We start from the raw sequence: 20357 nt of genomic DNA, 5'->3' as shown, positions 1-20357 counted from the left end.
TTATTTATCATTGTTTTAATTTTTATTAAAAACTTAATGACTTTTATTTTCTATTGTTTTATTTGGTTATTTTTTGAGCTCTATATTCACTTTTTGTTTGCGACTAATAGTACAAGTGTAACTTTAAAAATAAAAGTGCAAGACATCAAAAATGTTTGCATTATGTAAAATAATTTAAGAGGGATGCTAAAATTTTAGTATCCACGATTTAGTGGATATTTTGCTCGCGCCATTGGCTCGGTGAGGTGCCCTCTGAACGATTAAAAAAGCGGGCAAAATAGGCTGGATCTTTAAATCCAAGTTGATAGGCGATTTCAGAAATGGAGATATCGCAAAAGAGCAGCATGCGTTTGGCTTCTCGTAAAATCCTATCAAAAATGAGTTTCTTCGGAGGGCGGTTGGCAAATCGCCGGCACATATCTTTTAAGCGAGATTCGGTGACGCCGAGTTTATCCGCATAATCAGGGACAGAGAGATGCTCGCGATAATGCATATCGATAAGCTGGTTAAAACGTTGGAATAATCGATGTTCACCACGCACGCCGCTAACATGGTGCTCGTCAAGAGGGACAGAGCGCAGTAAAAAGGTGAATAGGGCTTGGGCAAGTGAAGATAACACTTGGTCTCGACCAATATAGTTATTGGCAGATTCCCGCGCCATTAAATCCCAATAATGATTAAAAGTTTCAATATCTTGGGGTTTATCCGCGACAGATAAACAAATTGCCGGAATATCCACTCTGTCTAGGTTGGCAGAATAAAGTGATTCCAATAGTGGCGAAATTAAATCTTGCCGTACGGTTAGTACATGCCCGTCAGTATCTTCTTGGGTAAAAAACGCATGGGCGACAGAAGGGGGCGTTAAAATAAATAGAGGTGCCTGCACAGAATAACGAGACTCATCCAGCTGAAGCGTAATATGCCCAGTGACTAAATAGTGTAATTGGAAATAGCCATCGTGACGATGAGCTGGCATGTCGCGGCCGAAGAAGGCGGCGAGTTTACCGAAGGTTTGGTAGTGGACGTCGTCGTTGCCCAGAACGTCATCATAATCTTTCCCAATATCTATGTTTGTAATGCCCGTCATAATTGTTCTTCATTCTTCAAGCTGCAGCGTTGTTGGCTTCACAAGATAACCCTAGTCACATACTGGTGTATGCTCCTAGGGATTAACTTGCTTGCCGCCTAGCTGCAACTTGAATTATTTTGAACAATATTTAAGGGAGAATTAAAAAATCTAAATATTTTCAATTTGTTGCAGCACTCATTTTTAGCTAACAAAACTATATAATTCTACCGTTTACGGTGTGGCTCTTGGTCTTGAGTTTTTCATTGGGATGGCGATGACCAGAAGGGCACCGACGACCAGCAAACCGGCTACAAAATAGAGACCGGAATTGAAGCTACCCGTTTGATCTTTCAGCCAACCGATTAATAGTGGACTGACCGCGGAGCCTATATTACCTGTTGCGTTGATTACGGCAATACCGATTGCGCGAGCGCGTAAACTGATCGACTGATCTGGCGTGGTCCAGAAAACCGCCATCGCAGTAAACGAACCTGTGGATGCCATAATGATCCCCAATAATTGGATCATTGGCTGATGAGTCATTGCTGCAATGATCCAACCTGCCGCCGCAAACAAATACGGCAACGCAGTGTGCATCTTACGCTCTTGCAAGCGATCCGAACGACGGCTCCAATAAATCATCCCCAAAATCGTACAGAACTGAGGGATCGCCGTTAATAGCCCAATCATGGCATTACTGCTGCCTTGATTAAAACTCTGCATAATTTGTGGCGTCCAAATATTAATGGCACTCAGTGTGTTAGTTAGACAGAAATAGGCAACGGTATACATTAAGATCACTGGGGTGAAAATCTCTTTCCACAGACTGGTATTTTGTAGTGCAGTCTGGCTTTTGGAACCGTGTGGCTGTACTAATTCTAATTGATCTTTATCCATCATCTCTTGCAGGGTGTCTTTATCTTCCTGAGTCAGCCACTTCGCTTTCTTCGGAGAATCATCCAGATAAAACCACACTAAAATACCCAGCAGTACGGATGGGAAACCTTCCAGTAAGAATAACCATTGCCAGCCTTTTAGATCTAAAACACCATCCAGCTCCAAAATATAACCGGAAGCTAGAGAGCCAAAAGCCATGGTGACTGGCATTGCAATCATAAATAGAGCATTAGCACGGGCACGGAAATAAGCCGGGAACCAGTAAGTTAAGTAAACTAAAATCCCCGGTAAGAAACCAGCTTCAGCAATACCCACCAGCATACGTAAAATGTATAAGCTCGTTGGCCCGGTGGCGAACATTGTTGCGGTAGAGGCGATACCCCATAACACCATGATAGTGGCAATCCAGCGACGAGCGCCGACAATGCCGAGCATGATGTTACTTGGAATACCAAAAATAACGTAAGTTGCATAAAACAGGGTAGCCGCTAGACCAAACATGGTAGATGTCAGACCGATGTCTTTCCCCATTGTTAGTCCCGCAAAGCCGATATTAATCCGGTCTAAGAACGAGAAAACAAACAGAACGAACAGAAATACGATCAGTCGTTTAAAAAGCTTATTAATCACCCGCTGTTGCGGTTCGGTAAGGTTCTTATGTTGCTCTGCAGGGTTGGTACTAGCAACATTCTGTGAATGACTCATTATAATGCCCTCTAATTACAATTTATTATAGGTACAAGGGTCTACTAGGCAGTCATTTGGGCTGCCTTGTTGTGGTTGCGATTTTATTGCTTACTATCTAGGTCGCCCATGAGCGTAGGGTAAAATTGAACGACCTAGAGGAGTTCAGATTGCTTAGTACACGCTAGATGCACTGTTATCCATATCGGAAACTGTTTTACCAAATTTCGCCGCAAGGGCTTCAGCGGTGCGCGCTAATAATGTGGTATCCACACCCACGGCGACAAACAGGGCGCCGAGCTTAATATAGTGTTCCGCGATATCCGGCGCTGCCATCAAAATTCCCGGCGCTAAACCTGCTGCTCGAATTTGCTTAATGGCATCTTCAATCACCGCTTTCACTTCAGGATGGTTCGGATTGCCAGAAAAGCCCATATCTGCACTCAGATCCGCAGGGCCGATAAAGACACCATCAACCCCTTCAACTTTGAGTATTTCAGGTAGGTTTTTGATAGCTTCGCGGGTTTCCACTTGGACAATCACGCACATTTCATCATTAGCGCGTTTTAAATAATCAGGAATACGATTCCAGCGAGAGGCGCGCGCTAAGGCACTGCCCACCCCACGAATTCCCGCCGGTGGATAACGAGTTGAGCGTACCGCTTGCTCTGCTTGTTCCGCATTTTGCACCATTGGCAGTAAAAGTGTTTGTGCGCCGATATCCAGCAATTGCTTGATAATCACCGGCTCATTCCATGCCGGGCGAACCACGGGTTGCGATGGATACGGAGCGATAGCTTGTAATTGCGCTAAGGTGGTTTGCACATTGTTTGGTGCATGTTCACCATCGATCAACAGCCAATCAAATCCAGCGCCCGCAACCAGCTCAGCGCTGTATGGGCTGCACAATCCTAGCCATAAACCAATTTGTGGTTTGCCTGTTTTCAGGGCTTTTTTGAATTTATTTTCTAACAGATCCACAGTGAACTCCTTATGCAAAGCGGCAGCTAATTGAGCCCATCACGCCGTAATCAACGTGGAAAACATCCCCTTTACGAGCAGGAACAGGGCGAGTGAATGAACCGCCAAGGATAATTTGTCCCGGCTGTAGCTCGACATTGTGTGGGGCTAATTTATTGGCTAACCATGCCACACCATTAGCTGGGTGGTTTAGCACCGCTGCCGCAACGCCAGATTCTTCAATCACGCCGTTACGATAAAGCAGGGCGCTGATCCAACGCATGTCTAAATCGCGAGGTTTAATCGGACGTCCGCCTAAGATGACTGCGCCGTTTGCCGCGTTATCTGAAATGGTGTCGAACACTTTACGTGGACGGTTAGTGTCAGGATCGATATTGTGGCAACGGGCATCGATCAGCTCTAAAGCGGGGATCACATAGTCCGTCGCGTTATACACATCAAATAAGGTGCAGTTAGGGCCGCGCAGCGGTTTTGCTAACACGAATGCCAGTTCAACTTCAATACGCGGAACGATAAAGCGATCGGTTGGAATATCACAGCCATCATCAAAGAACATATCATCGAGTAGTGCGCCATAATCCGGCTCATCAATCTGGGAACTGGCTTGCATCGCTTTGGATGTCAGACCGATTTTATGCCCTTTTAATACACGCCCTTCCGCCAGCTTTAAGCCGACCCACTCTTTTTGAATGGCATAGGCATCTTCAATGGTCATCTCGGGATGATCCAAAGAGATTTGACGGATTTGCTGGCGGCTTTTTTCCGCTTGGTTTAGGCGTTGAGCGATTGTTGAAATGGTATCTTGTTGCAACATCTTATTTTTCCTTTTGCACCTCAGCTCGTCATACTTCGAGCTATAACTACGTTAGCTTCACGATAGGCTTGCGCCTATCCCCTAGTCACACGGTATGCTCTTAGGGGATTAGTCTCATTTACTGTTTTGTTCTAACTTGAATTATTTAGAGCTAAGATTTTAAAAGCGAAGACCGCCAGCTAATGTTTCTTTCTAATTAGAAAGACCACCAAAGCAGAGATATTTCACTTCCAGATAATCTTCGATTCCGTAGCGTGAGCCTTCACGACCAAGTCCTGACTGCTTAATACCACCAAACGGAGCCACTTCATTTGAAATAATGCCTTCGTTAATACCCACCATGCCGCTTTCTAATGCTTCAGCCACACGGTAGATACGTCCGATATCACGTGAATAGAAATAGGATGCCAGACCAAACTCAGTATCGTTGGCGAGGTCGATAGCTTCTTGTTCATCACGGAATTTAAATAACGGTGCTAATGGACCAAATGTCTCTTCCTTCGCGACTTTCATGGATTCAGTCACATTGACCAATACGGTAGGTTCGAAGAACAGACCACCAAGGCTGGATGATTTACCGCCCGCAGCGATAGAAGCGCCTTTCGAAACGGCATCCGCGATGTGCTCAGACACTTTATCCACGGCAGCTTGGTTGATAAGCGGGCCTTGCTCAGAATCAGCTTGGGTCGCTGGACCAATTTTTAAGGCACTCACGGCTTTCGCGAGGCGAGCCGCGAACTCATCGTAAATACCTTCTTGAACTAAAATACGGTTTGCACACACGCAAGTTTGTCCGCTATTACGGAATTTAGCCGCTAAAGCCCCTTGAACCGCAGCATCTAAATCCGCATCGTCAAATACGATAAACGGTGCGTTACCACCTAATTCCAGAGACATTTTTTTCACGGTATCTGCGCACTGTTCCATCAGTAATTTCCCCACGCGGGTAGAACCGGTGAAGGTTAGTTTGCGAACAATCGGGCTTGAAGTCATGACTGCACCAATCGCTTTGGCATCGGTACCCGGGACGATATTGAATACGCCAGCAGGGATACCCGCTTCTTCACCTAACGCGGCTAATGCCAACGCAGATAATGGGGTTTCAGCCGCAGGTTTTAGTACCATGGTGCAACCCGCCGCGAGGGCAGGGCCGACTTTGCGGGTGATCATCGCATTCGGGAAGTTCCAAGGGGTGATAGCGGCGACCACACCCACTGGCTGCTTGATGGTCACTAAGCGGCGACCCGGCAGTGGGGATGGGATAGTTTCACCGTAAGTGCGTTTACCTTCTTCGGCAAACCACTCGATAAAGCTGGCGCCGTAGGCAATTTCACCCATAGATTCATTGAGGGATTTACCTTGCTCAGTACTCAGGATCTGCGCGAGTTCTTTTTGGTTTTCCATCATTAAACGGAACCATTTATTCAGAATTTGGCTGCGTTCTTTAGCGCTTTTGGCACGCCAAGCTGGCAATGCTTTTTCTGCGGCTTCAATGGCTTGCTGAGTTTCCGTGGCACCCACATTACTGACGCGAGCAATCACTTCTCCATTTGCTGGGTTAGTCACATCAAACTGGCTACTGTCTTGGGCATTCACCCATTGACCATTAATGTAAGCCTGTTGGCGGAATAATTTAGAATTGGTGTTTAAGCTCATTTTTCGTTGTTCTCCGAAGACACTGAATGAACGTGTGCGTGGACATTTTTAGCGGACAAGCGTTGGCTTGAAAAACTCAGTCCGGCACAAATCGCCATTACGAGTGCCATAGCAAATGGGGATTCATCTTGTAGTATGGACACTGCAACACTGGCAAGGGCTGCCAAGGCAAACTGAATTGAGATGGCGAGCGCACTGGCGCTGCCTGCGATTTTCCCGCGGTGTTGCAGTAACAGTGACAAACTGTTGGTGCCGATAGCATTAACCATCGATAGGAACAGAACCACTAGGATAACAATAATTGGTAGGCTTTGTTGATAGAAAATTAACAACAGGACACCAAAAATCAATTGGATACCGCTTTGCATGCCCAAGATTCGTGGCAGGCTATACACCTTGAGCAACCGGACGTTAAGCAGCAACATGGCAATCATGCCCAAAATATTGCAGCCAAACAGCAGCCCATAATACTGTTCAGAAACACCAAAATAATTGATATACACAAACGGTGAACCACTGATAAAGGCGAACATACCGGCAAAAGAGAATGCCATGGTGCCAATGATACTCAGTGCTTCTCGGTCTGTGAGCACCAACCGATAATTATGAAAGGCGATACCCACTAAATGGCGGGATTCGCGCTGATGAGGCAAGGTTTCAGGTAGCAGTAAGAAAATTGCTGAAACAGAGCACAATCCCACGGCCGCGAGCACATAGAAAATGACTTGCCATTCAAAATGAATTAATAAAAACCCGCCCACTAATGGCGCTAATAATGGGGCTATCATGGTGACTAATGTCATCAGTGACAGCACTTTAGGCAGCTCGCTAGAAGGATACACATCACGGGCAATGGCGCGCGCCATCACTATCGCGGCACCACTTCCAAATGCTTGTAATGCTCTAAAGGTAATTAAGGCTTCCGAGCTGGTGGCTTGGGCGCATAGCAGGCTGGCGAGGGTAAAAATGACCAGTCCACTTAGCAACATTTTACGGCGTCCTAGCAGATCGCTCAGGGGACCATAAAACAACATGCCGACGCAGAAACCTGCAAAGAATGCCCCGAGGGTATACTGCATCTGTCCTTGGGTGGCATTCAGCGCTTGTGCCATTTGTGGTAAGGCTGGCAAGTACATGTCAATCGATAGGGGACCGAACGCCACCAGTGAGCCCAGTAACGGGATCAACCAGCGCGGTATCGGTCTATTGGTAAATGAAATTGGCATATTGCCCCCTATCGTGATTTATCAATGAATACGCATCAATGACAACTTAAACTTTCTATGACTTAAACTTTCTATGACTTAAACAAGGCATGCACATTGTTCTGTTTGTAGTTCAGAACAGGATCGAGCTCTTCCATGGTGAAAGAGAGCGCCAAGTAACGCTTTGCCATTAAATCGGCAAAATGTACTTTGATCAGATCAAACAGCATCTCCCCAGTTTTTTGGCGATCTTCAAGGGAGCGACCCGCACCAATTTTTAAAGTCATATGCACAAACGCGTAATCGTGTTTGCCATCCGCCATTTGCCAAGTATCCAGCCAGATTGCACGGCTACGAATACCCCCTAACGGGAAAATTCCTGTGCCAGCTAGTGCGCTGTTTACTTTAGCGAACAGCTCGGGTAGGGCGGCTTCTTCACGAATGTTGTCGGTGCATTCAGCATAAAAATGAGGCATATCCGTTCCTTATGCGTTGGCAGCTTGTTTATCAGTAATAAACTTTGGCAGCGGGAAAATCGCGTTGATTTGCCCAGTTCCGGAGCTGGCGAACAGGTCGGTTAATACTTCCACTTTCTCGTCATATTTATCCCAACCGAGCAGACCCAGTAACATCACGGTGTCATGCATGTGACCTTCGCCGTAGCAGTAGTCCGCGTACTCTGGCAGCATTTTGCAGAATTCAGCGAAACGACCTTCACGCCACAGTTTGACGACGCGTTTGTCCATTTGCTCATCAAATTCGCGGGTATAGCTGTTCATACCGTCTTCCGCACGATGATCATCAATAAAGCGGTGAGACAGGGAGCCACTCGCTAATACCGCCACGGTACCATCATATTTTTCAATCGCAGTCAGTACGGCTTCACCTAATTTACGGCTAGTTTCAAAGCTGTGTGAGGTACAGAATGCTGAAATGGAGATCACTTTAAAGTGGCGGTCGCTGTTCATATAACGCATTGGAACCAGCGTTGCGTACTCCAGAGTTAGGCTTGGAATTTCATGAGCTTGAGCGCGAACGCCTAGCTTGCGAGCTTCTTCACCGATCATCTGACCCAATACAGAGTTGCCGTCATACTCATATTCCATATCGCGGATAAAATGCGGCAATTCATTACTGGTATAGATGCCTTTGAAGTGATCGGCACAGTTAATGTGATAAGCGCTGTTGACCAGCCAGTGAGTGTCAAAAACGATAATGGTGTCGACGCCGAGTTCACGGCAGCGACGACTGATTTCTTTGTGCCCATCAATGGCGGCTTGGCGACAACCGTGGTTTTTGCCCGGCAGTTCAGATAGGTACATTGATGGGACGTGTGTTACCTTCGCCGTTAATGCCAACTTACCCATTTCCTTCCCCCTTAGCTTATCCGTCATACTTCGCGCCGTAGCGTTGTTGGCTTCATAAAGTCACCCTAGTCACATACTTCAGTATGCTCCTAGGGATAACTTCACTTGCCGCCTAGCTACAACACGAATTATTTAGGATAAGTAGCTAAATTAATTATCATTGATTCAAAATTACTTAGAATAAAGAATGGTGTAGCTTGCTACGGAATAATTTTGCTTTTTATTACACACCCCAGCGTGGGATGTTGTGGTCGCCGTAGGAGATACAAACGTTCTTCATTTCGGCGAAGACTTCGAAACTATATTCGCCGCCTTCACGGCCCACACCGGAGGCTTTTACGCCGCCGAATGGTTGGCGTAAGTCACGGACGTTTTGGGTGTTAACAAACACCATACCGGCTTCGATATTGCGAGAAAGACGCAGGATCTTGCTGACATCTTGAGTCCAAATATAAGAAGCCAGACCGTACTCCACATCGTTCGCCATACGCAGACCATCTTCTTCGGTCTTGAATGGGATCAAACAAGCGACTGGTCCGAAGATCTCTTCTTGAGCCACACGCATACGGTTGTCCACATCCGCCAGAACCGTAGGGCGCAGGAAATGACCATTTTTCAGATGAGCCGGCAGATCCGTTGGTTTGTCTGGGCCACCCGCTAACAAGGTTGCACCTTCTTCCATACCAATACGGATATAACCAGACACTTTGTTCCAGTGCTGTTGACTGATCAGTGCGCCCACTTGGGTTTTCGGATCCGTTGGGTCGCCAACGATCAGGCGATTTGCACGCTCAGCAAAGCGTTTTACGAATTCTGGGTAAATGCTTTCTTGAATGAAAATACGTGAACCCGCAGTACAACGCTCGCCATTGATAGAGAAAATGGTGAACAGCGCGGCATCCATTGCACGTTCAATGTCGGCATCTTCAAAAATCAGAACCGGAGATTTGCCGCCTAATTCCATTGAGTATTTTTTCAGACCCGCGTTTTGCATAATGGCGCGACCCGTTGCGGTGCCCCCAGTGAAGGAGACAGCGCGAACGTCATGGTGTTTCACCAGTGCATCACCCGCTGTAGCACCGTAACCTTGCACCACGTTCAGTACGCCCGCAGGGATACCCGCTTCAAGGGCTAATTCACCTAAACGGTTTGCAGATAGTGGAGATAATTCAGACATTTTCAGAACCGCGGTGTTACCTAGCGCTAAACATGGTGCTGTTTTCCATGTCGCGGTCATAAATGGTACGTTCCACGGCGAAATTAATCCGCACACACCCACTGGCTGGATCAGGGTGTAGTTCATCATTTTGTCGTCAACCGGATAGGTGCGACCGTTCATTTGCTGGCAAATTTCAGCAAAGAATTCAAAGTTGTGTGACGCGCGAGGGATCAACACGTTTTTAGTTTGATGGATAGGTAAACCGGTATCGTTAGTTTCCATCTCAGCAATTTGAGGAACGTTTTCGTCGATCAGCTCACCTAAGCGGCGCATTAAGCGTGCGCGTTCTTTCATTGGCGTGTTTGCCCACTTAGGGAAGGCTTCTTTTGCAGCAGCAACCGCTTGGTTGATCTCGTCTTGGCCGCCGGATGCCACTTCCGCTAATACTTCACCCGTTGCTGGGTTAGTGGTTTCGAAATACTCTTTGCTTTCAACATTTTTACCGTTGATCCAATGGTTAATCTTAGTCATCACACTCGCTCCTCATACTCTTTTTCGCTGATAATGGTATTGATCAGCCTGCCCACACCTTCAACTTCAACGATCACTTCATCACCTGGAATCACATCGGACAGCCCTTTTGGCGTGCCCGTTGCGATCATGTCGCCCGGTTGCAGTGTCATAAAGTCACTTAGGTAGGCAATTAAAAATGGGATATTAAAAATCAGATCCGCGGTGGTGCCTTTTTGACGCAATTCACCATTAACGTAGGTGTACAGTGCGAGGTTGTGTGGATCTTTAATATCTGACTTGTCTACCATCCATGGGCCGATTGGCGTCAACGTATCGCGGCTTTTTACGCGCAGGTTTGGACGGTAGTAATTCTCTAAATAGTCACGGATCGCGTAGTCGTTACATACGGTGTAGCCTGCGACGTAATCCATGGCATCTTCTTGAGAAACTTTGTGTGCCGCTTTGCCAATAATCACGACCAGCTCAGACTCATAGTGCATATATTCAACATTGTCTGGGCGAACGGAGACTTGGCGGTGACCGGTTAAGCTGTTTTCTGCTTTGATAAAAATCAGTGGCTCTTCAGGTGGCTTAAATTCTAATTCAGTGGCGTGGTCGGCATAGTTCAGACCTAACGCGAATAAAGTACCTTGTGCAGGTGGTAGCCATTCAACATCTGCGCTATCGCCAGCAATTACATTGCCATTTGGCAGCTTGATGGTTTCGTCGTCACCGACAGTGACGGAATATTCAGTGCCTTGATAACGAATTTTTGCGTGTTTCATGATTATTGTCCTCCTGCCGCAACAACGTTGTTCTTGAGGCTTGGGAAGCCAGCTGCTTGGATCTCAACGTGATCACCCGGTTTGATGGTGACGCGTTTATGAGGAGTACCCAGTAAAATCACATCCCCTTGTTTTAGGGTTGCAAAGTCGCTCAGTGCAGCCACTAATTCGCTTGCGCTACGAACGAGATCCTTGGTTGACCATCTGTCAGCTTCTTGGCCGTTAATTAGTGTCACTATCTCAACAGGTGAAGATAACGATGTTTTCACTAACTCGCCGATTGGGCAGAAAGTATCACGGCATTTTGCTTTAATCGCAGGGCGGTAGAAGGTGTCTTCTGGCAGGCTAACTTCATTCGCCAGAGCAAAACCAGCAATAAATTCCAGCGCATTCTGAGCGCTAACTTTGCGTGCATCTTTACCAATCACTAACGCCAGCGTTGCGCCACTTTGCACTTCTTCGCCAGCAGGATGCAGGATGTTATCCTCGGAATTAATGCGTGTATTACGCGGCTTAATAAACCACACAGGTGTTTTCGGTGGGGTTTTATAAGGGGCTTGCTGGAACGCCTCGAGCCAATGATCAAGCTGGCTTTGATGGTTGAGGGCAACGGCAAAAACAGTGCCTTTCATTGACAACTCCTTATTAAAGAGATCGATTCTGAGTAATTATTAATATATTAATAAAGTATTATTTTGTAATAAGCAATAGCTTTATGGAAATGTTAATTTTAATTGTGATCTTATTAACATAATAAAGAGGTGGCTATGTAACTAGCTGTATATAATGAGTTTATTATTTTTTTAACTTTTAGGATTTTACAATATATTAACTTTAAGTTTTTAATAAAATTTATTTACTCATTAATATTTTGGTGTTTTTCTTTGTGATTGTTAGTGCTGCATGCTACTCTTGCATTTAAGATAATTGAGTGTGTTGCAGTTACCCTATGATTTATTGCTAACCCTAAAGCGGCGTTAAAAACGGTAGTGTTAAAAAACAGCCGCATTAAAAATGGCAGCGTTAAAAATGGTAACCAGCACGGAGGCTGACTAACCCCCTGTCGTGGGTGTTTCATAACTTTAAATAGCGTGGTGAGTTTTAAGCTTATGCATGAATCATTGACAATTGCATTATTACAGGCGCGAGAGACCGCAATGGGCTTCTTTCGACCAATATTAAAGTCCTATAATTTGACCGAACAGCAATGGCGTATCATCCGCGTGCTAGCGGATAATCGCTCTATTGATTTTCATGAATTATCAGTACAAACCTGTATTTTGCGCCCGAGCTTAACGGGAATTTTGACTCGTATGGAACGCGAAGGGCTTATTTTCCGTTTAAAGCCATTGAATGACCAACGTAAACTGTACGTGTCTCTGACGCCAACAGGACAAGACTTGTATGACAAGGCGCGTCAGGAAGTTGAAGAGGGTTATCAAAAGATTGAACAGGCTTTCTCCCAAGAGAAAATGCAGCAATTGACGGCATTGCTGGAAGAGCTGATTGCATTAGAGAGCCCAGATTATAGCAATATTATGGATAGAAGTAAGAGCGCATAGCCTTCTTCAAATTTCGTATAATAATGCTGTTGGTGGCTATACCTTGATATAAATATGACTTGTCGATGTTTTGGTCGTGGGATTATAAATAATGATCTCGGGCTTATCGAGGAGTCATTTCTTTCCCATTGACCATATCAAATTTATTCCAATCTAAAGTATTATATTTTCCTGTGAAACCATTGTAGTTGAATTTGTATTCACATCGACTCAATAAGCTTGGAATTCCAGCCTCTTGATCGCTAATTTATAATAGCGTTTTTTGTTAAATGAAGATTTATTGAAGCAATTGAATAAAAAGAGTGCGATAAATAAAATCTAATACAAGAAAGATTAAATTTTAGTCATGATGTATGTTTTTTAGCTGAAAAAATTGAATGAGAATGAGTTACATTACGTAAAAGTAACTGCTCATACGTAAACTCAAACAACATGACTATTCATCAAATTTTTTGGCGTTTAATATACTTATCGTTATTCATCATCTCTCCTTATGGTTATGCAGGAAACCAATTTCTGAGCTCACCACAGGAGAGCGTTCAATTTGAACAAAAACAACGGTTAGAGTCGGAACTGAACCAACGTAATCAACTGGAAAAACAGAGCGCTATCATTGTGGATAATGCTTTTTTAAAACCGACTCAAGATGAAACCTGTTTTCCTATCAACGAGATCCAATTTGTCGGCGCTACACAGCTTAGTGCCACAACTCAGACGCAATTAACTTCCACCTATCTCAAACGCTGTCTCACACTTAGCGAAATATATGGGCTTACCAAGCAGGTCACTAACTATTACATTGAGCAAGGGTTTATTACCTCCCAAGCAATCATCCCAGAACAAGACTTATCTTCACATCAATTAATATTGCAAGTGATTGAAGGGAAAATTGAAGTTATCGAGATAGAAAATTCCCCTAAGCGTTTAGCTCATCAGATCTTTCCTCATCAACAAGGCAAAATATTAAATTTACGGGATATTGAACAAGGGTTGGAGCAACTCAATCGATTATCGTCAGCCAAATACACTATCGATATTCAGCCAGGCACCCAAAATGGCGACTCTCGGATTATTATTCATAAACAAGGTAAAAAATGGCCGATTACGAGCCAATTGAACCTCGATAATTCAGGGATGAAGGCAACAGGGAAACAGTTAATTACTGGCAGTTTGACGGCTGATTCCCTTTTGGAATTTGGTGAACAGTGGTCATTCAGTGCCAGTACCGATACAGATTTCAGTTGTTCTCATCACAGTCGCTACACGGTTGCTGCAATCAACGTTCCTTATGGCTATTGGTCTTACCGCTATCAATTTTACCGTAACAGCACGCTACAACCGTTTAAGACGTTAGGTCAGCAATACCGTTATGAAGGCAAAAATACCAACCAACAATTTGATGTCAGCCGTTTAATTTATCGTGATGGCAAGCAGCGTTTAACCTTACAAGGCAGTTTAAAACATAAAAAAGCCAATACTCAGTTGGCTTCCCAAACACTGAGTATCAGTAGCCCAACGCTAACCTCCCTCTCATTTACTCCGCAGTACAGCACCACACTCGGGCAAGGCTATGCCACGTTTAACCCTACCGCAGAATGGGGAATATCCGCTTTTGGGGCCTCATCGGACACCCTTGCGAAAGATTCACCTCGCAGTCATTACCGTAAATTCAGTCTAAGCAGCAGCTATCAGTATTTTTTCCCCAATGGTTTGACCTATTTAACCTCATTTTTCGGTCAATACTCACCCGATAACTTATATGGCATTGAACGCATCAGTATTGGTGGGCAGTACTCTGTTCGTGGCTACCATGAGCAGTCTTTAAGTGGTAACCGAGGTGGGTATTGGCGTAATGAAATTAACAAAGACATCGCCAATACAGCAATTGGGCAACTGCGATTCATCAGTGCGTTAGATTACGGGTTTATTGGCTCAGATAAATACCACGTTGAACATGACACCCTAGCGGGTGGAGCCGTTGGTCTCTCTTTTACCGGTAATAGCCTGTTTTATTCTCAGTTTTTACTCAGTAAGCCTTTGCATTATCCCTCACAACTTAAACCAGACAATTGGTCGGCCTACTGGTCGGTCTCATTCTCTCTGTAGCTTTACGTTTTTAAAGGATTATTTATGCTAAATGAACAGTTGCCTTCGCGCCCTAAGCGGCTATTAAGTTACACCATTATTTTCTTAACGGCTGTCTACCCTTTACATCCTGCTTGGGGGGCAGTCATGACGGCGGCAGATAAAAACACCCAAGTCAGCCAGCAAAATAATATTCCAGTTATTAATATTGCCACGCCGAATGGGGCGGGGGTATCACATAATAAATTCCAAGACTTCAATGTGGATAAACAAGGCGCGGTACTCAATAACGCCACCAGCAATGTGAACTCCCAAATTGCCGGGCAACTCAAAGCCAATGCCAATTTAAAAGGGAATGCTGCCAATCTGATTATTAACGAAGTGACAGGCAGTAGCCGCTCAGAATTACAGGGCAAGCTGGAAGTGGCAGGTAAAGGGGCGAATGTCTTAATTGCCAACCCGAATGGGATTACCTGCAATGGCTGTAGCTTTGTGAATACCCCTGCGATTACCTTGACCACAGGGAAACCCATTTTGGATAACAAGGGCGCCTTGTCTGCAGTTGAAGTGAAAAAAGGCAGTGTGGTTATCGGCGCTAATGGCATGAATGCTGAAGCACAAACCTATGCCGATATTATCAGCCGCGCTACCGAATTGAATGGGCAAATCAAAGCTAAGAACTTGACTCTGATGCAAGGCACCAACCGTGTCGACTTTCAAAAAGGCACCGTGGCACCCATTGCGGGGGAAGGGGCAAAGCCGAGTATTTCGGTAGATACCAAAGCACTGGGCGGCATGTACGCCAATCAAGTGAAACTGGTGAGTACCGAAGCTGGGGTAGGAATTAACCTCAGCAATGTGCAAACCAACCAAAATGACCTGACATTAACCGTCGATGGCAAAATTACCCTTGCAGGCAATATTCAAGGGAAAAAAGACATTAATATCAGCACCAAAAACCTGCAAATTAACGCCAACGCCAAGGTGAATGCCACCAAGGACATCACATTAGCCACCAACACCCTCAGCAATAATGGAAAGGTTATCGCTGGTAAGGATATGCGTGTCTTCGCTGAGTCAGTAAGCAATATGGGCAATAGTGCGCTTATTCAGGCACAAGACAACTTGTGGATGCAAAAAAATGCCAAAGGGGATTTGAGCACCCTGATTGAAAATAAATCGGGAACGATAAAGACCAATGCAGGGGATTTGATTGTTCGGACGAAGAAACTTACCAATACAGCAATAACATCGCCTATAAAAATCTCCAATATTAATGCAACTACCAGCGATAAAAACGGTACTTATGTATCTTCTTTTTTTGGTTCAAGGCAGGGAGTTGTATCGATTATTTCACTCTATCCCCGACTAGAAAGTTTCCCCTATAAAAAATGGTTTGGGGTGATGGATTTTATCAACAATGACAGTATTAATGTTGAACGAAAACAGTATTTAAATCTGGGAAATATTGGGACTATAACATCAGGAAAGAATGCCTATATTAATGCAAATGATTTAGTTAGTTATTTTGGGAAAATTACTGCAAAAAATAATGTGATATTGACAGGACAAAATGTATCAATATCCTCTTTTAACTCAGGTAAGTTAGATCTTTGGTATAAGTACGATAGATCTAATGCAGATTTAGGCAAATTTGCAGATGAAAGTGATGATACGGGGACTTATGATATTTTCTATGTTGGTGAGCCAGTAGATTTTAAGTTAATCGATAAATTCTATTCTTGGTCTCCTGATGCATTAAGTTATCAGTCTATATCTGCGGGAAATAATGTTGTTCTTGATTTTAAAAACACCATTAATCTTGAAAGCAAACTTCCTAGCACCGAAAAACCTATCGCGAAAATAATGCAAGTAGGTGCTCCTTCCTTTGCCATTACCGCAAAAAATATCATCTTAAATTCTAATAATATAAATATTTCCTCCAACTTACAGTCTGGAAATGACCTGTCTATTATCGCGGGTCAAAACATCAATATTAATAATGCACAGCTCGTAGCCAATCAATCACAAAGCCTAATTGCGAATAACGACCTTAATCTTAAACAAGTCAATTTAACTGCGAAAGACGGCACTTTAATTGCGAAAAATGGCAATATCTCGTACAGCTTAAATCCCGTCTCTGCGTTTAAAGACAATGTATTATCGCCTCCGGTTATTAACGCTGCGAATTCGTTACATATCCAAGCGGGTAAAAATATCACTTTTGATAATGCACAATTAGCCAAAACGAATAAACTGACCCTCAGTGCTAATGACAATATTGTTATTCGTCGTGATGAATCCAATTTAATGAAACTCGCGGCTTTAGAGCCAGCCGCAAATATCAATGCATTAATCACGAAAATAGGAAATTGGGCTAGTTCGGGGGAAATAAACCTCACCGCAGGCAAAAATATTGAAGCGCAGGGCATAACCTTTAGCAGTGGAAAATCTCTAACATTCAATGCGGGCCAAGATATTTTGTTAGGCTCTAAAGCCATTAAAGATATCGACAATGTATTTAAAACCAATCGCTATCCAGAGCTTCGCTCCCAACTTATCGCGAATGGCAATATCACGTTAAATGCCGCGCATGATATTGATTTTCAATCCGCAAACCTTCAATCCAAGGGTAAACTCACTGCGCTCTCGGGGCGTGATATTAAATTAACCGCTACGGCTTATTCTGCTATTGCGAATCCAAATGAAGATAACCAAAATATCCGCTATGTGACCTCGACGCTTTCGGGAGATAAAGGCGTTACACTGGCTTCAAACGGCGCTCTCACCGCACAAGGTAGCATAATCAAATCTCTGGGAGACATTACGATTTCCAGTGGGGGAAATATTCGCTTAGAGTCAGCTAAAACCCACTATCGCAAACAATCGGGTAAACGATTAGAGGATCTATATCGCCAAATTGGCACTGAAATTAACAGCGGTAAAACCCTGACCATTTTGTCTGAGGGGAGCATTCTTTTTCAAGCGTCTCGTCTCGTTGCCAAAGGTGCGATGGATATTGCGGCAAAAGGCGGGTATCTCTATGCACAAGCGATGGAAGAAACTAGCCACTATGAAGAACAAAAGAAAAAATGCAATAAATGGACACTTTGTATAACCAAAAAAGAAGTCAAAAAAACGCGTAGTGAAACAACCAATAAAGTGACTGAATTTACCGCTGGCGGTGATATTAACCTGTATGCCAAGGATGATGTCACGTTAGAAGCCACCAAAATTAATGCGGGCAAGAATGCCAAAATCACCAGCCAAACCGGTAAGGTGAATTTTAAAGCGGTGAAGAACACCACTTTTGAGCAAGTGATTTCTAATTCGAAAGGGTTTTATATTACCCAACGCAATAAAGGGTATACCGAAGATAAATGGGTACTGCCAGCCCTGCACATTGGTGGCAAGTTGACCATTGATGCCGCAAAGGGCGTCACCGCAGATGTTAAAGCTAAAAATAACCAAAGCTTACAGAATGCCCTAAATACCCTTGGGCAAACCGAAGGTACAAAATGGCTCGCAGGTCTAAAAGATCGCAAGGATGTACAGTGGGGGTTAGTTAAGGATGCATATGACAGTTGGGATTATAAAAGCCAAAGCTTAAATCCTGTTGCGTCAGCTTTAATTATGATAACCGTTGCAGCCATGACATCAGGTACTGCATCACAGTTTGCCGCTTGGGCAGCATCTGGAACTAGTGGAACCACCGCAGCGGTCATCTCAGGCGCAGCCTATTCAGGCATGACAGCACTCTCTACGCAAGCTGCGGTCGCACTGGCTGAAAACCAAGGAAATCTATCCAAGACACTTAACTCGCTTGGAAAAAGCGATACCGTCAAATCCATTATTGCTCAAATGGTGATTTCAGGAGCGCTCAATGGCCTTGATATCAAAATGGAGTGGACTAAAGGTAATCCAGCAGATGCCAAATTGCCGTTACTGACCAATGGTGATTGGAATAAGGTTGCCCAGAGGGTTGCTGCACAGTCAGTGATTAGCTCAACTGTAAATACCACCATTCAAGGCGGCAGTTTCACCGATAATTTTAAAAATGCTCTACTCAGTAATATTGGCAATCAAGTTAATGCGGAAGGTGCAAAACTGATTGGTGATAAGGGAGAGATCTTAGGGCATACAGGAAAGCTTTTAGGTCACTCCGTTGTGTCGGGTATTAGTGCTGAAATTGCTGGTGGAAATGCCAAAGGCGCAATTGTAGGTGCATTAGCGGCCCAAATAGCAGGTATTACGATTAATGATAATCTTGATAAAACCGATAATTGGCAAGAGCAGCAAGCACAAATTAGCCGCATAGCAGGAGCTTTCGCAGGTCTAATCGCAACAGGTGAAGCAAGTGGTATCAATAGTGCTGCGAATTCAGCTGAAATTATAGAACGTTATAATCGCCAACTTCATTTAGAGGAAATTAAAGCTGTTAATGAGCTTGCTAATGGAGATAAAAATAAACTAGAGCGATTATTAGCTTCATCATGTCGTAAAGTAAACTGCATTGCTCAAGAGTCACTCGAATCCTCAGATCGAGTTTATTATGAGTCACTCATGAAGAAGTACCCTAGTACTTATATTGAGGACTCTTTATTAGCGGACTATTGGATAACAAAAGAAAGGAAAGTAGTTGGAAATTACCCTGCTTTTGGTGGCGTGGAATCAATACGGCTATTCACTTACTCTAAAATTGATAGTTCAACTGATATGGAAGCGTTTGTTTTTAATCAATGGATTGAAAATGCCAGTAACTATACAGGGTGGAGTAAAAAAAATTTAGAAGACTTGTATTTTGCCGCTTCTATAGGTGCAATGGGAATTACTAAGCAAAAGCCCACTATAAAAATAAAAAATCCAGTTATTTTCCATGAGGACAAGTTTAAATATCTATTTGGTCATGTTACGAGCGGTGATCATAACAGTAGTAGAACAAATCAGATGGCTAATACGATGAAAAAATTAGGGATATTTGAGGACGTTATCGGAAAAAATATCCTTATCGAACATTTTAAAGTAACACCTCAGCTGAAAGGTAATACAATTAATACATTTGAAAATAAGTGGGGAAAATTTGAAGAGCGCGAGTCGTTTCTTATTGGGCCATCAGGTAAGGCTACAGTTTTCCATACGACATATAAAATAGAAAACAATGGCAATATGACTTTTGTAACAACAATTCCTAAAGGTGAATAATGAGCATTTATAAATATCCGGATAGTGTTGAATTGCTTGAATTCTTTGAAAATGAGCCTTTTTACACGAACTTAGATGATGGTTTAACTTTTGGCTATGAATATAGTACTGGCGATATCTCTCTCCTCTTTTATTTTACTATATTAGAAAACAGCGCAACTCTTATATTAAAAGTTAGAAACATCAAGATTGCAACAATAAATATTATTAATGTCAATAAGATAGAAATTATTGGTGATGAAATCATCATTACTTCAGTAGAGGGACACAATGAGAAAATATTTTATGCGCAAATAAAACCATCAATACTAATTAAAAATAGTTATTATTAAAATATTACTAATAGAGTAATGGCAATTCAGCATAAAACTAATTGTG

General features: G+C 43.7%; 15 protein-coding genes. 4 read left to right on the top strand and 11 right to left on the bottom strand.

Features of this window, described 5'->3' with window-relative positions; genetic code table 11:
• Positions 1-208: 208 nt before the first annotated feature.
• The 11 genes from hpaA to GKR48_RS12070 all read right to left on the bottom strand — a co-directional run bounded on the left by hpaA (position 209) and on the right by GKR48_RS12070 (position 11762).
• A complete protein-coding gene (gene hpaA, locus GKR48_RS12120; RefSeq protein ID WP_154628267.1) occupies positions 209-1087 on the bottom strand; it encodes a 4-hydroxyphenylacetate catabolism regulatory protein HpaA in 879 nt (292 codons plus the stop codon).
• A gap of 213 nt (positions 1088-1300) precedes the next feature.
• Positions 1301-2671 (bottom strand): 4-hydroxyphenylacetate permease, encoded by a 1371-nt coding sequence (gene hpaX / locus GKR48_RS12115; RefSeq protein ID WP_154628266.1) that lies wholly within the window; start codon positions 2669-2671, stop codon positions 1301-1303.
• Between the two features lie 153 nt (positions 2672-2824).
• A complete protein-coding gene (hpaI, locus tag GKR48_RS12110; RefSeq protein WP_036954009.1) occupies positions 2825-3631 on the bottom strand; it encodes a 4-hydroxy-2-oxoheptanedioate aldolase in 807 nt (268 codons plus the stop codon).
• A 10-nt stretch (positions 3632-3641) separates the two neighbouring features.
• Positions 3642-4445 carry a 2-oxo-hept-4-ene-1,7-dioate hydratase gene (hpaH, locus tag GKR48_RS12105; RefSeq protein WP_036954012.1) on the bottom strand — a complete coding sequence of 268 codons (804 nt, stop codon included), beginning with the start codon at positions 4443-4445 and terminating at the stop codon, positions 3642-3644.
• Between the two features lie 192 nt (positions 4446-4637).
• Complete coding sequence (locus tag GKR48_RS12100) at positions 4638-6101, bottom strand: NAD-dependent succinate-semialdehyde dehydrogenase (protein WP_154628265.1); 1464 nt, start codon at positions 6099-6101, stop codon at positions 4638-4640.
• Positions 6098-7327, bottom strand: coding sequence for a Bcr/CflA family multidrug efflux MFS transporter (locus GKR48_RS12095; protein ID WP_195848248.1), 1230 nt, complete (start codon positions 7325-7327; stop codon positions 6098-6100). The genes GKR48_RS12100 and GKR48_RS12095 overlap by 4 nt, the downstream gene beginning before the upstream one ends.
• A 71-nt stretch (positions 7328-7398) precedes the next feature.
• Complete coding sequence (locus GKR48_RS12090; RefSeq protein WP_006657317.1) at positions 7399-7782, bottom strand: 5-carboxymethyl-2-hydroxymuconate Delta-isomerase; 384 nt, start codon at positions 7780-7782, stop codon at positions 7399-7401.
• Between the two features lie 9 nt (positions 7783-7791).
• Positions 7792-8673: a 3,4-dihydroxyphenylacetate 2,3-dioxygenase gene (gene hpaD, locus GKR48_RS12085; RefSeq protein ID WP_006662718.1), complete on the bottom strand. Its 882-nt coding sequence runs from the start codon at positions 8671-8673 to the stop codon at positions 7792-7794.
• A 223-nt stretch (positions 8674-8896) separates the two neighbouring features.
• On the bottom strand, positions 8897-10363 hold the full coding sequence (gene hpaE, locus GKR48_RS12080; protein WP_006657319.1) for a 5-carboxymethyl-2-hydroxymuconate semialdehyde dehydrogenase: 1467 nt from the start codon (positions 10361-10363) through the stop codon (positions 8897-8899).
• Positions 10363-11130: a fumarylacetoacetate hydrolase family protein gene (locus GKR48_RS12075; protein ID WP_154628264.1), complete on the bottom strand. Its 768-nt coding sequence runs from the start codon at positions 11128-11130 to the stop codon at positions 10363-10365. The genes hpaE and GKR48_RS12075 overlap by 1 nt, the downstream gene beginning before the upstream one ends.
• 2 nt (positions 11131-11132) lie before the next feature.
• Complete coding sequence (locus tag GKR48_RS12070; RefSeq protein ID WP_154628263.1) at positions 11133-11762, bottom strand: fumarylacetoacetate hydrolase family protein; 630 nt, start codon at positions 11760-11762, stop codon at positions 11133-11135.
• A 477-nt stretch (positions 11763-12239) separates the two neighbouring features.
• Here GKR48_RS12070 and hpaR point away from each other — a divergent pair, with 477 nt between their 5' ends.
• From hpaR to GKR48_RS12050, 4 genes are all read left to right on the top strand, one after another.
• The gene (gene hpaR, locus GKR48_RS12065; RefSeq protein ID WP_006657322.1) at positions 12240-12692 is read left to right on the top strand and encodes a homoprotocatechuate degradation operon regulator HpaR; all 453 of its coding nucleotides are present in this window, start codon (positions 12240-12242) and stop codon (positions 12690-12692) included.
• Between the two features lie 432 nt (positions 12693-13124).
• On the top strand, positions 13125-14798 hold the full coding sequence (locus tag GKR48_RS12060) for a ShlB/FhaC/HecB family hemolysin secretion/activation protein (protein WP_154628262.1): 1674 nt from the start codon (positions 13125-13127) through the stop codon (positions 14796-14798).
• A gap of 24 nt (positions 14799-14822) precedes the next feature.
• The gene (locus GKR48_RS12055; protein ID WP_230088658.1) at positions 14823-19979 is read left to right on the top strand and encodes a DUF637 domain-containing protein; all 5157 of its coding nucleotides are present in this window, start codon (positions 14823-14825) and stop codon (positions 19977-19979) included.
• The gene (locus GKR48_RS12050; protein ID WP_154628261.1) at positions 19979-20311 is read left to right on the top strand and encodes a hypothetical protein; all 333 of its coding nucleotides are present in this window, start codon (positions 19979-19981) and stop codon (positions 20309-20311) included. The genes GKR48_RS12055 and GKR48_RS12050 overlap by 1 nt, the downstream gene beginning before the upstream one ends.
• Positions 20312-20357 lie beyond the last annotated feature (46 nt).

The sequence above is a fragment of the Providencia sp. wls1943 genome (genome assembly GCF_009706275.1).
Classification (GTDB): domain Bacteria; phylum Pseudomonadota; class Gammaproteobacteria; order Enterobacterales; family Enterobacteriaceae; genus Providencia; species Providencia zhijiangensis.
Note: the sequence above shows the minus strand (reverse complement) of the source record. Positions and strands in the feature narration are given on the sequence as shown.

Excerpts from the sequence above, each read along its gene's own strand:
- GKR48_RS12100 (WP_154628265.1), bottom strand. The coding sequence starts at position 6,101 with ATGAGCTTAAACACCAATTCTAAATTATTCCGCCAACAGGCTTACATT.
- hpaA (WP_154628267.1), bottom strand. The coding sequence starts at position 1,087 with ATGACGGGCATTACAAACATAGATATTGGGAAAGATTATGATGACGTT.
- GKR48_RS12095 (WP_195848248.1), bottom strand. The coding sequence starts at position 7,327 with ATGCCAATTTCATTTACCAATAGACCGATACCGCGCTGGTTGATCCCG.
- hpaE (WP_006657319.1), bottom strand. The coding sequence starts at position 10,363 with ATGACTAAGATTAACCATTGGATCAACGGTAAAAATGTTGAAAGCAAA.
- GKR48_RS12050 (WP_154628261.1), top strand. The coding sequence starts at position 19,979 with ATGAGCATTTATAAATATCCGGATAGTGTTGAATTGCTTGAATTCTTT.
- hpaH (WP_036954012.1), bottom strand. The coding sequence starts at position 4,445 with ATGTTGCAACAAGATACCATTTCAACAATCGCTCAACGCCTAAACCAA.
- hpaX (WP_154628266.1), bottom strand. The coding sequence starts at position 2,671 with ATGAGTCATTCACAGAATGTTGCTAGTACCAACCCTGCAGAGCAACAT.
- hpaD (WP_006662718.1), bottom strand. The coding sequence starts at position 8,673 with ATGGGTAAGTTGGCATTAACGGCGAAGGTAACACACGTCCCATCAATG.
- GKR48_RS12055 (WP_230088658.1), top strand. The coding sequence starts at position 14,823 with ATGCTAAATGAACAGTTGCCTTCGCGCCCTAAGCGGCTATTAAGTTAC.
- GKR48_RS12070 (WP_154628263.1), bottom strand. The coding sequence starts at position 11,762 with ATGAAAGGCACTGTTTTTGCCGTTGCCCTCAACCATCAAAGCCAGCTT.
- GKR48_RS12075 (WP_154628264.1), bottom strand. The coding sequence starts at position 11,130 with ATGAAACACGCAAAAATTCGTTATCAAGGCACTGAATATTCCGTCACT.
- hpaR (WP_006657322.1), top strand. The coding sequence starts at position 12,240 with ATGCATGAATCATTGACAATTGCATTATTACAGGCGCGAGAGACCGCA.
- GKR48_RS12090 (WP_006657317.1), bottom strand. The coding sequence starts at position 7,782 with ATGCCTCATTTTTATGCTGAATGCACCGACAACATTCGTGAAGAAGCC.
- GKR48_RS12060 (WP_154628262.1), top strand. The coding sequence starts at position 13,125 with ATGACTATTCATCAAATTTTTTGGCGTTTAATATACTTATCGTTATTC.